Below are 13,161 nucleotides of genomic sequence, written 5' to 3'. Positions count from 1 at the left end.
TCACCCGCAGACATGGAGGTCGCCGATGCGCGACATGCTTCAGCTCGTCCCTATGGTCGTCGAACAATCCGCCCGCGGCGAACGATCCTTCGACATCTATTCGCGCCTGCTGCGCGAGCGCATCATCTTCCTCAACGGCGAGGTCAATGATGCGATGTCGGGCCTCGTCTGCGCGCAGCTCTTGTTCCTGGAGGCGGAGAATCCGAACAAGCCGATCAATCTCTACATCAATTCCTATGGCGGCGTGGTCACCGCTGGCCTTGCGATGTACGACACCATGCAATTCATCAAGGCGCCGGTGCATACGCTGTGCATGGGCACCGCGCGCTCGATGGGCTCGTTCCTGCTGATGGCCGGCGAGCCCGGTCACCGCGCCGCCCTGCCCAATGCGAGCCTTCACGTGCATCAGCCGCTCGGCGGCTTTCAGGGCCAGGCGTCCGACATCCTGATCCATGCCACCGAGATGCAGGAAACCAAGCGGCGCATCATCCGGCTCTATGCCCAGCATTGCGGGCGCCCCGAACCGGACGTGGAACGGACCCTGGACCGCGACCACTTCATGACTGCGCAGCAGGCGGTCGACTGGGGTCTGATCGACCGGGTGTTCACGGAACGCAGCGCCGCCTGACGGTCTCTGCCTGCAACCGTCCGGCGAGCTCGCCCCGCTTAAGCTGTTTGGCCGGTTACGCGCATTCCGTGAGCACAAGTGCGGGGGGTCCGATATTTCGCCGCACGACAAGCCCTGCAACAGGCGTCCGCCTTACGGAAATACCGTTCTGCTGCCCGACGCATGAGCATCAATGTGTCGGCAGCTTGACGTGCCTTTATTTTAATCAGGCATGATCAGGTATTGAGCGCGGCGTAATAGCGCACCGCACCGCAATACGCGTCAAACGCGAAAACACCCGTTTTCATAGTCCGTTAGCCAACACGCCCGATCTGGCACGGCATTTGATTCTAAGGGTCCTGGCTGTGCCCGCGTAGTGAACTTTCTCCCTCGTGGCGAACCAGTCGAGAAACGCCCGGCCACGTCCGGACCGGGCCCAAGCGGGGATAGGACCCATGAAAATTGTTATGGCGATTATTAAGCCATTCAAGCTGGAAGAAGTCCGTGACGCCCTGACCGCCATCGGCGTTCACGGTCTCACGGTGACGGAAGTCAAGGGATATGGCCGCCAGAAGGGCCATACGGAAATCTATCGCGGCGCCGAATATGCCGTGAGCTTCCTGCCCAAGATCAAGATCGAGGTCGCTGTCGCCTCCGACCAGGTCGACAAGACCATCGACGCCATCACGACCGCCGCGAAAACCGGTCAGATCGGCGACGGCAAGATCTTCGTCATCAATCTCGACCATGCGGTTCGCATCCGCACCGGCGAGGCCGATGCTGCGGCCCTTTGATTTCGCGCTCAATCAAAATTCAATCAGGAGTAAATGAAATGACGTTTAAGCGTCCCTATGGCGCGGGATTGGCGGCTCTCGCAGTCGGCCTGTTCGCTGCGACCGCAGCCTATGCCGAGCCAACGGTCAACAAGGGAGACAACGCCTGGATGCTGACATCGACAGTGCTCGTGCTGTTGATGACGATCCCCGGCCTCGCGCTGTTCTACGGCGGCCTCGTCCGCTCCAAGAACATGCTCTCGGTCCTGATGCAGGTGTTCTACACCGTCTGCGTCGTCACCGTGATCTGGGCCGTGTACGGCTACAGCCTCACCTTCACCGGCGGCTCGGACTTCATCGGCGGCTTCTCCAAGGCCTTCATGATGGGCGTCACCACCGACTCGAAGGCTGCGACCTTCTCGGTCGACGCCAACATCTCGGAGCTCATCTATATGTGCTTCCAGATGACCTTCGCAGCGATCACGCCCGCCCTCATCGTCGGCGCCTTTGCCGAGCGCATGAAGTTCGCGGCGATTGCGCTCTTCATCCCGCTCTGGGTCACGCTGATCTACTTCCCAATCGCGCACATGGTCTGGTATTGGCCCGGCCCGGACATGATCCAGGACGCTGCCAAGGCTCTGGCTGCTGCGGCTGATGGCGCGGCGAAGACCGCGGCGCAGGCCAAGCTCGACGAGATCAACGCCGACGCAGGCTGGATCTTCAAGAAGGGCGCGATCGACTTCGCGGGCGGCACCGTGGTGCACATCAACGCCGGCATCGCAGGCCTCGTCGGCGCTCTGCTGATCGGCAAGCGCGTCGGTTACGGCAAGGAGCTGATGGCTCCGCACTCGCTGACCATGTCGATGATCGGCGCCTCGCTGCTCTGGGTCGGCTGGTTCGGCTTCAACGCCGGCTCCAACCTCGAAGCCAATGGCGGCGCAGCGCTTGCCATGACCAACTCCTTCGTCGCCACCGCAGCCGCCGCGCTGTCGTGGATGTTCGCGGAGTGGATCATCAAGGGTCACCCGTCCGTGCTCGGCGTCATCTCCGGCGCTGTCGCGGGCCTCGTGGCCGTCACGCCTGCCGCCGGCTTCTCCGGCGTGATGGGTGCGATCGTCCTCGGCCTCGTGGTCGGCGTGGTCTGCCTGTTCTTCTGCACCGTCGTGAAGAACGCGCTCGGCTACGATGACTCCCTCGATGTGTTCGGCGTGCACTGCGTCGGCGGCATCATCGGCGCCCTCGGCACCGGCATCCTCGTCAATCCGGCGTTGGGTGGTGCGGGCATCATCGACTACACCGCGATCCCGCCGAAGGTTGCCGATTACGACTTCGCAGCGCAGATGATCTCCCAGGTCTGGGGCGTCGGCACCACGCTGGTGTGGTCGGGTATCGGTTCGGCGATCCTCTACAAGGTCGTCGATGTGATCGTTGGCCTCCGCGCCAATGTCGAGAGCGAGCGTGAAGGCCTCGACATCACCGAGCACACCGAGCGCGCCTACAACATGTAAGTCTCCTCCCGGGCGCGGCCTCCTCGGAGGTCGCGCTCACAACTACGGTTTGGGGCACATACCCGGCAATGTCCCGGCCGTTGAGGGGCTCCAGCGCAAGTTGGAGCCCCTTTCTTTTTGGACCCGAGCACCGCTGGGCCGTCATAAGTTAAATTGCATTGCTGCGAGCTTGTTGAATATCATGCTCCCCATTTGGAGCAGGATTTCATGCGTCTGCCCTATTGCCTGGTCTGGTGCTTCCTGTTGCTCGCTTTGTCGAGCCTCGATGCCCGTGCGGACAAGCGCGTCGCGCTGGTGATTGGCAACGGCGCCTACCGAAACGTTCCCATGCTCGCCAATCCGACCAATGATGCGGCCGATGTCGGCGCGGCCCTCAAGCGATCGGGGTTCGATCCTCTGGTCGCGACCGACCTCGACCAGTCCGCCATGCAGGACACCATTCTTCGCTTCGCGCGTGAGGCTCGCGGCGCCGATGTCGCCCTGTTCTACTACAGCGGGCACGCGCTCCAGTTCGCCGGCGTCAACTATCTGGTGCCTGTCGATGCCGTCGTTCGCGACGAGGTCGATCTGCGCCGCCTGGTACGCGCCGACGAGATCCTGGCGGATCTCCAGCAGGCGAAGAACCTGCGCATCCTCGTGCTCGACGCCTGCCGCGACAATCCATTTGCCGACGAGTTGCGGCGAAACGTCGGACAGGGCCGTGGCGTCACCGTCTCTCGCGGCCTCGCCAAGATGGAAAGTCCCGAGGGCACCATCATTTCCTACGCGACACAGGCCGGCCGGACTGCCGACGACGGCAGCGGCCGCAACAGCCCCTATACCAGCGCGTTCCTGGAGCACATCGGCGACAAGGGCAACGTCAACACGGTATTTCAAACGATCAGCGCCGGCGTCTACCAGCGCTCCAAAGGCTTGCAAGTGCCGGAGCTGTCGCTGTCGTTCTTCGGCGAGTTCTACCTCAACGGCAAGCCCGAAACGGCGGCGTTGTCTCCTGCGACGCCTCAGGTCGATCCCTGCGCGGAGGCCAGCGACCATTGGCGTAGCGCGGAAGCGCTGGGAACGCTCGCGGCGTTCAAGGATCACCTCGCACGCTTCCCAGCGTGCGCGTTCGCAGATTTGGCGAAATCACGCATCGAGACTTTGGCGAAACCATCAGACGCCGCCAAGCGCGTAACCGCGTTCGATGGAACCTGGATCGCGAAGGAAACTTGCGAGAACAAGCCCCCGTTTCCCGAGGCCTATTTCCAGTATGCGCTGCGCGTCAAGGATGGCGTGCTGCACACTCTCTCCGGGGAAGAGGGCAAGCCCGGTGCCACAATCTATGACGGGAAGATTGAAGCGGACGGCAGCGCGACTGTCACCGTCAACGGGCTGATTGGCGAAAAGGATCCGCTTCGCCGCACCGCCGGCGCGCCCTATCAGTACAAGCTGGCACTCGAGCTGAAAGAAACCACCGGCGCCGGCGTCCGCACCGAGACCGGCCGACCGTGTCGGATGGAGCTCTCCAAGCTGACGACACCGAGCCCCGCTGCAAGTCCGGGCCAACCTGATTCGAAGCGGCCGACCAAGCGCGACGACAAGAGGGCCGTGCTGCCGCCAGATCAGGCCGGAGCAGGGCAACCACGGCAGACCGGAAGCGGCATGAGCTGTTCGTTCATGCGAAGCAGGTGCGCCACGGCGTGCGTCAGTATGGGCGGCCGCGCGGATTGCGCTTCAACCGCTTGTCCACGGCTGGAAGCCGAGTGCATGAGCAGCGGTTGCTGGCGCGGCCGGGGATTCAACGGCTGCGGGCTTGCCAAGCGATAGATGCACGAACCGGCTGCGGATGGTCTGCCTTTGTCCGCTCGCAAAGAAAAAGATTGCCATTCCGCACCGCTGGCGCAGAAATATCGACCACAAGAAACAACAAAAGGGAGGTCGTCATGCGTTTGGAAGGCGGATGCTATTGCGGCGAAGTGCGCTATGTCGCCGAGGGCGACCCAATGATGCAGGCGCAGTGTCATTGCCGCGAGTGCCAGTACATCTCGGGCGGCGCGCCCAACACCTTCATCGCGATGCCGGCGGCCGGCTTCAGCTACATCGCCGGGCAGCCCAAGCAGTTCACCCGCAAGGACCTCGAGCGCGCCGTCACGCGCGAATTCTGCGCCGAATGCGGCACCCATCTGGTGACCAAGGTTCCGGGACTGCCGGCTGCGATCCTGAAGGTCGGCACGCTGGACGAGCCTGCGCAGTTCCATCCGCAGATGGCGATCTACACCTGCGACAAGCAGGACTTCCATGCGATCCCCGCGGGCATGGCGACATTCGAGAAGCTGCCGGCGCACTAGAGCCGCAATGACGGCGCGCTCCCTCCCCCGCATGCGGGGGAGGGCTGGGGAGAGGGTGCCTCAACATCGGGACAGTCCCTGTTTGGAGAGAACCCTCACCCACGCCTCCGGCGCGACCTCTCCCGCAAGCGGGAGCGGTAAGAACCCCCGCAGCCATCCCGTTGTTATCCGGCCTTATTTTTCCTGCTCTGGACGGAGCCGGCGACCGATGGTTAATCGCGTCTTAACCTCGCCCTATCTATGGTGAACTGAACCGCTTCCCGTCGGCGCCTTGCTGCGACCGGCTGTTCCAAGAGTGCTGGCGTCCAGAATGGCTATGACCGCTTCATCCCGTGCGCCGCAGGACAGTGGAAGCTCCGATAGCGAACGCTCTCCCTTCGTCCGGCTGAACGAGCTGCTGGCACCCCATCAGCCCGGCGAGCCGTTGATTTCGCTTGCCGTCGGCGAGCCGCAGCATCCCGTGCCCGACTTCGTCGGCCCGGTACTGGCCAAGCACATCGCCGATTTCGGCCGTTACCCCGCGAACAAGGGCACCGACCCGTTCCGCAAGGCTGCCGGCGCCTGGCTGTCGTCGCGGTTCAAGCTGCCGCGCACCCTCGATCCCGAGAGCGAGATTCTCGTCCTCAATGGCAGCCGCGAAGGCCTGTTCCTCGCCGCGATCGCGGCCGCGCGCTATGTCGGCCCGCGTCCCGGCAAGCCGGCGATCCTGATGCCGAACCCGTTCTATCCGGTCTACGGCGCCGGCGCCCGCGCCGCCGCTTGCGAGCCGGTCTACCTGCCGACCACGGCTGAGAACGGCTTCCTGCCCGATCTCGACGCCATCGACGAGGCGACGCTGGCGCGCACGGTGGCGTTCTATCTGGCTTCGCCCGCCAACCCGCAGGGCTCGGTCGCCTCGCGCGATTATTTCACGCGCCTGAAGCAGCTCGCCGACCGCTACGGCTTCGTGATCCTCAGCGACGAGTGCTATTCGGAGATCTACACCCGCGAAGCGCCCGGCAGCGCGCTCGAATGCGCCGGCCCTGATTTCACCCGCGTGGTTGCGTTCCAGTCGCTGTCGAAGCGCTCCAACCTGCCGGGCCTGCGCGTCGGCTTCGCCGCCGGCGACAAAAAACTCATCGGCATGTTCCTCGAGCTGCGCAATATCGCGGCGCCGCAGGTGCCGGTACCGCTCCAGCATGTCGCGACCGTCGCTTACGGCGACGAGGCGCATGTCGAGGAGAACCGCAGGCTCTACCGGATCAAGTTCGATCTCGCCGACCAGATCATCGGCAATCGCTACGGCTATCGCCGGCCCGATGCCGGCTTCTGCGTCTGGCTCAACACGTCCGAAATCGGCGACGACGTGTCTGTGTGCCTGAAACTCTTCAAGGAAGCAGGCGTGCGCGTGGTGCCCGGCAGCTATCTGGCGCGGCTCCAGCCCGACGGCTTCAATCCCGGCGCAGGCTACATTCGCCTTGCGCTAGTGCAAGATGGCGAGACTACGGCGCAGGCGCTGCACCGCCTGGTCGAGACTCTGGGTTAGGCGGGGCCCGTGAGCATGTCGACAATCGAACGTGTCATTCCCTTGGTCGGCCATCTGCCGCCCTCGATCCGCGAGGGGTTGGCGCGGCGCGTGCGCGAGCTCAGCGGTCTCGGCCTGATCGCATTGTCGGGCGTCGCCTCGGCGGCGCTGATGACCTGGTCGGTGCAGGATCCCAGCCTCAGCCACGCAACGTCGCGGCCGATCCGCAACATTCTCGGCTATGCCGGCGCAATCGGCGCTGACCTTGCGATGCAGATCCTCGGGCTCGGCGCGATCATGCTGGTCCTGACGATCGCGGTCTGGGGGTGGCGCATGCTGACCCATCGCCCGTTCGACCGCGAGGCGCTGCGGCTCGGCTCCTGGATTCTCTGCACGGTGATCGCGGCGGGCTTCGTCAGCTGCTGGCCACATGGCGGCGCCTGGCCGCTGCCGACAGGCCTCGGCGGCGTGGTCGGCGATGCCTTGGTTCGCGCGCCCGCGGTGATCTTCGGACCGCCGGGCATGATCTATCGCATCGTGCTCGGCACGATCCTGTTCGCGGCGATGGCGGCGACCTTCCTGATCGCCTGCGGCCTCGGCGCACGCGAGCATGACGACGAACTCGCGGACATCGAGGACGACGACAAGCCGCTCGAACAGGACGAGGACAGCGATCGCGGTTCGGTGTCGCTGGGCTGGCTGTTCCATGCCTTGATGAGCACGAAGGCGCGACTGACCTGGTTGCTTGGTGCGGCCTACCGCTCGCTGGTCTCGAGCGGACCGAAGACCAAGGCCGTTGCATTCAGCCGCCAGGAGCCGAAGCTCGGTGGCGGCCGCACCGCGCCGTCGATCTCGCCCCAATCCGAAGACGAGCACGACGAGGACGAACACGAGGACGACGAGGAGGAGGAAGAGGAGGAGGAGCCGGCCGCGCGCGCCCCGCGTAAGAAGGCTGCGCCCAAGGCCGCTTCCAAGAAATCCTCCGACAAGTTCGAGCTTCCGTCCGTGTCGGTGCTGGCCGCGCCGAAGGCCGGCGATCGTCAGCCGCTCAGCAAGGCCGAGCTGGAAGCCAATTCGCGCGCGCTCGAAGGCGTGCTGCAGGATTTCGGCGTTCGCGGCGAGATCGTGAAGGCCCATCCGGGTCCCGTGGTCACGCTGTACGAGCTGGAGCCGGCGCCGGGCATCAAATCGTCGCGCGTGATCGGATTGTCCGACGACATCGCGCGTTCGATGAGCGCGCTGTCGGCGCGCGTCGCCGTCGTGCCCGGCCGCAACGCCATCGGCATCGAGCTGCCGAACGCCCATCGCGAAAAGGTCTATCTGCGCGAGCTGCTGGTCGCCAAGGAGACCGTCGATTCGGTTGCGAAGCTGCCGCTCTGCCTCGGCAAGACCATCGGCGGCGATCCCGTCATCATCGACCTCGCACGCACGCCGCACATGCTGATCGCCGGTACCACCGGCTCCGGCAAATCGGTCGCCATCAACACCATGATCCTCAGCCTGGTCTACCGGCTGCGCCCGGACCAGTGCCGCCTGATCATGGTCGATCCGAAGATGCTCGAACTCTCCGTCTATGACGGCATTCCCCATCTGCTCACGCCCGTCGTGACCGACCCGAAGAAGGCGGTGGTCGCGCTGAAATGGGCCGTGCGCGAGATGGAAGAGCGCTACAAGAACATGGCCAAGCTCGGTGTGCGCAACATCGACGGTTACAACACGCGCTTGCTCGAATTGAAGGCCAAGGGCGAAGAGCCAACGCGCACGGTGCACACCGGCTTCGACAAGGAAACCGGCAAGGCGATCTACGAGGAAGAGAAGCTCTCGCTCGACCCGCTGCCCTACATCGTCATCATCGTCGACGAAATGGCCGACCTGATGATGGTTGCCGGCAAGGACATCGAAGGCGCGGTGCAGCGTCTGGCGCAGATGGCGCGCGCCGCCGGCCTGCACGTGATCCTCGCAACGCAGCGTCCATCGGTCGATGTCATCACCGGCACCATCAAGGCGAACTTCCCGACCCGCATCGCCTTCCAGGTCACGTCCAAGATCGACAGCCGCACGATTCTCGGCGAGATGGGCGCCGAGCAGCTGCTCGGCCAGGGCGACATGCTCTACATGGCCGGCGGCGGTCGCATCAGCCGCGTGCACGGACCGTTCGCGTCGGACGACGAAGTCGAGAAGGTGGTGCGCCACCTCAAGACGCAGGGACAGCCGGAATATCTCGAAGCCGTCACGGCCGAAGAACCCAGCGAGGACGAGGACGGCGCGGTGTTCGACGCCTCCGCCATGGGCGCGGATGGCGGCGGCGATTTGTTCTCGCAGGCCGTTGCGATCGTCAAACGCGACCGCAAGGCCTCGACCAGCTACATCCAGCGCCGCCTGCAGATCGGCTATAACCGCGCCGCATCGCTGATGGAGCGCATGGAACTGGAGGGCATCGTCGGACCCGCCAACCACGCCGGCAAGCGCGAGATTCTGGTCGAGGAAGAAGACAGCCATATGTGAGGCGAGCCGCCTCGGACCACCATTTCACGCAAAAACGTTATCTGCTTTTGGCCGAAATCACGCTAAAAGGGCGCCCAGCCACACAGGACGACGCGTTGATCAGACATCCGGACATTCGATTCGCTGCCATCGTCGCCGCGCGAAGCGCGCGCATGGCAGGCGTGATTCTCGTCACCGCCGCGATGGTGAGTGCGGCGTCGTTCGCGCAGACCGTTCCCGTGCCGAAGCCCGCACCGAAGGGCCGCGATGGCAGTCCGGCCGGTGGAGGACCCGCTGTCACCGGCGCGACCCAGACGCCGCCGAATCCAGTGATTCCGGATCCGCGCCGCAACGTGCCGAGCAGCATCTTCCAGACCTTCGATGCGAACCAGAAGGCCCAGGCCGCCAAGGTCAGCGCCTATTTGTCGTCATTGTCGACGCTGGTCGGGAATTTCGTCCAGGTCGGTCCCGACGGCAGCAAGACGCAAGGCGACTTCTACATCCAGAAGCCGGGCAAGGTGCGCTTCGAATATGACGCGCCGAGCCCGATCGACATCGTCGCCGACGGATCGTCGCTGGTGGTGCGCGACCGCAAGCTCGCGACGCAGGACGTTTATCCGCTGTCGCAGACGCCGCTGCGTTTCCTGCTGTCCGACCGCATCGACCTGATGAAGGACACCAACGTCGTCAACGTCTCGGCCGACGACGTCTTCGTCAGCGTCACCATCGAGGAGAAGCAGGCGCTGGTCGGCACCAGCCGCCTCTTGCTGATGTTCGGCGCCAAGGACGGTCAGTTGAAGCAGTGGACCGTCACCGACCCGCAAGGCTACGACACCACGATCGCCGTTTATAATCTGGACACGAGCAAGAAGCTCGATCCCGGCATGTTCAAGATCGATTTTACCAATTACGGCCCGTCGCCGGGCTAGGTGCCGTAGGGTGGGTTAGCCGAAGGCGTAACCCACCATCTCGGTCCGCAAATTTGGAAGCATGGTGGGTTACGCTGCGCTAACCCACCCTACGATTCCGCTGCTGTGGACAAGCATTTTCCTCGCGCAAATCCATGCTAAGACGCATCCCTCATGCGTTTTTCCCTGACAACCTGGAACATCAATTCGGTGCGGCTACGCATCGATCTGGTCGCAAAATTTCTCAAGAGCTCGCGGCCGGACGTGCTGTGTCTCCAGGAGACCAAGTGCATCGACGACGCCTTTCCACTGAAGCGCTTCAAGCGGCTCGGCTACGAGCATGTCGCGCTGAACGGGCAGAAGGGTTATCACGGCGTCGCCATCGTCTCGAAGATTCCGTTCGAGTCGAAGGACATCCGCACCTTCTGCGACAAGGTTGATTCACGCCATATCTCAGTATCGTTCGGTGAGAAGGCCGGGATCGCGAAGCCCCTGGTGGTGCATAATTTCTACGTGCCGGCCGGCGGCGACATTCCCGATCCCGCGCTGAACGAGAAGTTCGATCACAAGCTCCGCTTCCTCGACGAGATGAAAGCGTGCGAGCCGTTGCATCCGCGCGGCGAGGATCGCCACATCCTGGTCGGCGATCTCAACGTCGCTCCGCATGAGAACGACGTCTGGTCGCACAAGCAGCTTCTGAAGGTGGTGTCGCACACGCCCATCGAAACCGAGAAGCTGCAAGCCGCGCTCGCCGCCGGCGAATGGGTCGACGTCGCGCGCGACCGCATTCCGATGTCGGAAAAGGTCTACACCTGGTGGAGCTACCGCTCCGCCGATTGGACCCTCGGCGACCGCGGCCGCAGGCTCGACCACATCTGGGTCTCGCGCGCGCTGAAAGACGCGGTCGGCGATTTCAAGATTTTACGCGACGCGCGGAGCTGGGAGCGTCCGTCGGATCATGTGCCCGTGACGGTGACGCTCGAGGTGTGATCTTGTAGCCCGGATGGAGCGTAGCGAAATCCGGGGCAGCTTTTCCGGAGGCACGAATCCCGGATTGCGCTTCGCTCCATCCGGGCTACGGCACTGCTAGCTGGTCAGCTTCGCACCCGCCATCAATATATCGCTGGCGATCTGGCTGGAGCGCACCGCGAATTCATCGCGAAGGCGGACGGCCGCAGCGGGGTCGCTTTCGAGCACACGCTGAAACAGGCTGCGCGCGACGCGGATGACGGAGGCGTGCTCGATCGCGATCGCGCTCGACGGCCGCTTCATCGGCACGATCAGCGCGAGCTCGCCGATCAGCGCACCGGGACTTGCGATCATCTCCGCGCCGGCGCCGTCGTCGACCCGGAAGGCGCCGCGCTGGACCACGAAGCCGGCATCGGCATCGTCGCCGAGATTGAACAAGACGTCGCCGCGGACGAAGTCACGCTGCTCGGAGCCGATCGCCAGCATGCGCAACGAAGCGTCTCCCAACAGGCGCAGTGTCGGGACACGCTCGAGAAGCGCTACATCGTCGTCGATTGACATTCAGGTCCGGGGCTCAAGGGCATGCAATCTAAAACGATTCGCACGCCCCAGAAGCGTATCACGGCACCAGCTTGTAGCCACCGGCTTCCGTGACCAGGATCTCCGGGTTCGCGGCGTCCTTCTCGATCTTCTGGCGAAGGCGGTAGATGTGGGTTTCCAGCGTGTGGGTGGTGACGCCGGAATTGTAGCCCCAGACCTCCTGGAGCAGGGTCTCGCGGGAGACCGGCATCTGACCGGCCCGGTAGAGGAAGCGGAGGATCGCGGTTTCCTTCTCCGTCAGCCGGACCTTGCGCGCGTTGGCGGCGGTCAGCATTTTGGAGCCGGGCCGGAAAGAGTAGGGGCCGACCGAGAACACCGCGTCCTCGCTGGCTTCGTGCTGCCGGAGCTGGGCGCGGATGCGCGCCAGCAGCACGGCGAAGCGGAAGGGTTTTGCGACATAGTCGTTGGCGCCGGATTCCAGCCCCAAAATCGTGTCGGAATCGGTGTCATGCCCGGTGAGCATGATGATCGGAGCCTTGAACCCGCCCTTGCGTAATGAACGCACCACTTCGCGGCCATCGGTGTCAGGCAGGCCAACATCCATCAGGACGAGATCAGGGGCATTGGCCTTCGCGGCGCTCGCGCCCTTGGCGCCGGTATCGACCGCGGAGGCTTCAAATTCTTCGTGCAGCGACAATTGCTCCACCAACGTATCGCGCAGATCGGTATCGTCATCCACGATCAGGATCTTGCGGGCATTGGCCATAGGGGGTCATCCTTTTGGGGTCCGGCGCGGCGCGCATCCATGCTGCACCCAACCGAGAGGGAAGTTTAGGGGTCGCCGTTATTATTATTGTTCGTGTTGAAGTAGTGGGCTGTTACCGATTCACAAGCCAGAACCACTCTAACCCAGAATAGCAGGCCGTTTTGATGAATGTCCTGTAATGAATTCGACATCGCACGTTCACATGAAAAATAAAGCTGCTTCAGCTAGTTACACCATGAACCGAAGCGCCGGGCCGCTGTCGGCGATCCGCGTTAAGCCTGCCGCCGGGAATCCGCGCCGGGGCTGGCTGACCGCCGGAGCGCTGACGATTCCGGTGGCGCTCGGACGCGGCGGCATTTTGGCGAACAAGCGCGAGGGCGATGGCGGCACCCCGAGGGGCAGCTTCCGTCCCAGACGATTGTGGTGGCGGGGCGACCGGCACAGCCGCCCGCAGACCTTCCTGTCGGCCCGGATCATCACCGGCGAGGACGCCTGGTGCGAGGATCCCAAGGACCGTCACTACAATCAGGCAATCCGCCTCGGCGAGGGGCAGGGCGGCGACCGGCTCAAGCGGGCCGACCATCTCTATGACTTCATCATCGAAATCGACCACAATACGAGGCCTCGGATCGCCGGCCGGGGCAGCGCGGTGTTTTTGCATCTGGCCCGCGACAATTTCGGCCCGACCGCAGGCTGCGTCTCGATGACCGAAGCGGCGATGCGACAATTGCTGCGGCGGCTGGGACCAAAAACAAAAATCATCATCGGGTGAGGA

At 63.8% G+C, this 13,161-nt stretch carries 12 protein-coding genes; 10 read left to right on the top strand and 2 right to left on the bottom strand.

Annotated elements, in window-relative coordinates; all coding sequences use genetic code 11:
- The first annotated feature begins 25 nt into the window (after positions 1-25).
- The 9 genes from BRA1253DRAFT_RS23975 to xth all read left to right on the top strand — a co-directional run bounded on the left by BRA1253DRAFT_RS23975 (position 26) and on the right by xth (position 11,101).
- On the top strand, positions 26-628 hold the full coding sequence (locus BRA1253DRAFT_RS23975) for an ATP-dependent Clp protease proteolytic subunit (protein WP_007598643.1): 603 nt from the start codon (positions 26-28) through the stop codon (positions 626-628).
- 434 nt (positions 629-1,062) lie between these two features.
- Positions 1,063-1,401: a P-II family nitrogen regulator gene (locus BRA1253DRAFT_RS23970; RefSeq protein ID WP_007598642.1), complete on the top strand. Its 339-nt coding sequence runs from the start codon at positions 1,063-1,065 to the stop codon at positions 1,399-1,401.
- A gap of 38 nt (positions 1,402-1,439) precedes the next feature.
- Complete coding sequence (locus tag BRA1253DRAFT_RS23965) at positions 1,440-2,888, top strand: ammonium transporter (RefSeq protein ID WP_007598641.1); 1,449 nt, start codon at positions 1,440-1,442, stop codon at positions 2,886-2,888.
- A 207-nt stretch (positions 2,889-3,095) separates the two neighbouring features.
- Positions 3,096-4,694: a caspase family protein gene (locus tag BRA1253DRAFT_RS23960; RefSeq protein ID WP_007598640.1), complete on the top strand. Its 1,599-nt coding sequence runs from the start codon at positions 3,096-3,098 to the stop codon at positions 4,692-4,694.
- A gap of 116 nt (positions 4,695-4,810) precedes the next feature.
- Positions 4,811-5,215, top strand: a complete 405-nt coding sequence (locus BRA1253DRAFT_RS23955) for a GFA family protein (RefSeq protein ID WP_007598639.1) — start codon at positions 4,811-4,813, stop codon at positions 5,213-5,215.
- 310 nt (positions 5,216-5,525) lie between these two features.
- Positions 5,526-6,740, top strand: a complete 1,215-nt coding sequence (locus tag BRA1253DRAFT_RS23950; protein ID WP_007598638.1) for an aminotransferase class I/II-fold pyridoxal phosphate-dependent enzyme — start codon at positions 5,526-5,528, stop codon at positions 6,738-6,740.
- Positions 6,741-6,749: 9 nt separating this feature from the next.
- Positions 6,750-9,224, top strand: coding sequence for a DNA translocase FtsK (locus BRA1253DRAFT_RS23945; protein ID WP_035993868.1), 2,475 nt, complete (start codon positions 6,750-6,752; stop codon positions 9,222-9,224).
- Between the two features lie 152 nt (positions 9,225-9,376).
- The gene (locus BRA1253DRAFT_RS23940; RefSeq protein WP_035995361.1) at positions 9,377-10,132 is read left to right on the top strand and encodes an outer membrane lipoprotein carrier protein LolA; all 756 of its coding nucleotides are present in this window, start codon (positions 9,377-9,379) and stop codon (positions 10,130-10,132) included.
- A 153-nt stretch (positions 10,133-10,285) separates the two neighbouring features.
- Entirely contained in the window at positions 10,286-11,101 is an 816-nt protein-coding gene (gene xth, locus BRA1253DRAFT_RS23935) for an exodeoxyribonuclease III (protein ID WP_007598633.1), read from the top strand.
- Between the two features lie 96 nt (positions 11,102-11,197).
- On the opposite strand, the gene BRA1253DRAFT_RS23930 is transcribed toward xth, so the two are convergent.
- Together BRA1253DRAFT_RS23930 and BRA1253DRAFT_RS23925 are read right to left on the bottom strand one after the other, a co-directional pair.
- A complete protein-coding gene (locus BRA1253DRAFT_RS23930; RefSeq protein WP_007598631.1) occupies positions 11,198-11,641 on the bottom strand; it encodes a cyclic nucleotide-binding domain-containing protein in 444 nt (147 codons plus the stop codon).
- A gap of 58 nt (positions 11,642-11,699) precedes the next feature.
- Positions 11,700-12,386, bottom strand: a complete 687-nt coding sequence (locus BRA1253DRAFT_RS23925; RefSeq protein WP_007598630.1) for a response regulator transcription factor — start codon at positions 12,384-12,386, stop codon at positions 11,700-11,702.
- Between the two features lie 235 nt (positions 12,387-12,621).
- On the opposite strand from BRA1253DRAFT_RS23925, the gene BRA1253DRAFT_RS23920 reads away from it, so the two are divergent.
- Complete coding sequence (locus BRA1253DRAFT_RS23920; RefSeq protein WP_007598629.1) at positions 12,622-13,158, top strand: L,D-transpeptidase; 537 nt, start codon at positions 12,622-12,624, stop codon at positions 13,156-13,158.
- Positions 13,159-13,161: the final 3 nt, after the last annotated feature.

This window comes from Bradyrhizobium sp. WSM1253 (assembly GCF_000244935.1).
GTDB lineage: Bacteria > Pseudomonadota > Alphaproteobacteria > Rhizobiales > Xanthobacteraceae > Bradyrhizobium > Bradyrhizobium canariense.
Note: the sequence above shows the minus strand (reverse complement) of the source record. Positions and strands in the feature narration are given on the sequence as shown.

What these genes read in the sequence shown, in the direction of transcription:
- BRA1253DRAFT_RS23975 (WP_007598643.1), top strand. Translation starts at nt 26, where the DNA reads ATGCGCGACATGCTTCAGCTCGTCCCTATGGTCGTCGAACAATCCGCC.
- BRA1253DRAFT_RS23970 (WP_007598642.1), top strand. Translation starts at nt 1,063, where the DNA reads ATGAAAATTGTTATGGCGATTATTAAGCCATTCAAGCTGGAAGAAGTC.
- BRA1253DRAFT_RS23965 (WP_007598641.1), top strand. Translation starts at nt 1,440, where the DNA reads ATGACGTTTAAGCGTCCCTATGGCGCGGGATTGGCGGCTCTCGCAGTC.
- BRA1253DRAFT_RS23960 (WP_007598640.1), top strand. Translation starts at nt 3,096, where the DNA reads ATGCGTCTGCCCTATTGCCTGGTCTGGTGCTTCCTGTTGCTCGCTTTG.
- BRA1253DRAFT_RS23955 (WP_007598639.1), top strand. Translation starts at nt 4,811, where the DNA reads ATGCGTTTGGAAGGCGGATGCTATTGCGGCGAAGTGCGCTATGTCGCC.
- BRA1253DRAFT_RS23950 (WP_007598638.1), top strand. Translation starts at nt 5,526, where the DNA reads ATGGCTATGACCGCTTCATCCCGTGCGCCGCAGGACAGTGGAAGCTCC.
- BRA1253DRAFT_RS23940 (WP_035995361.1), top strand. Translation starts at nt 9,377, where the DNA reads ATGGCAGGCGTGATTCTCGTCACCGCCGCGATGGTGAGTGCGGCGTCG.
- xth (WP_007598633.1), top strand. Translation starts at nt 10,286, where the DNA reads ATGCGTTTTTCCCTGACAACCTGGAACATCAATTCGGTGCGGCTACGC.
- BRA1253DRAFT_RS23930 (WP_007598631.1), bottom strand. Translation starts at nt 11,641, where the DNA reads ATGTCAATCGACGACGATGTAGCGCTTCTCGAGCGTGTCCCGACACTG.
- BRA1253DRAFT_RS23925 (WP_007598630.1), bottom strand. Translation starts at nt 12,386, where the DNA reads ATGGCCAATGCCCGCAAGATCCTGATCGTGGATGACGATACCGATCTG.
- BRA1253DRAFT_RS23920 (WP_007598629.1), top strand. Translation starts at nt 12,622, where the DNA reads ATGAACCGAAGCGCCGGGCCGCTGTCGGCGATCCGCGTTAAGCCTGCC.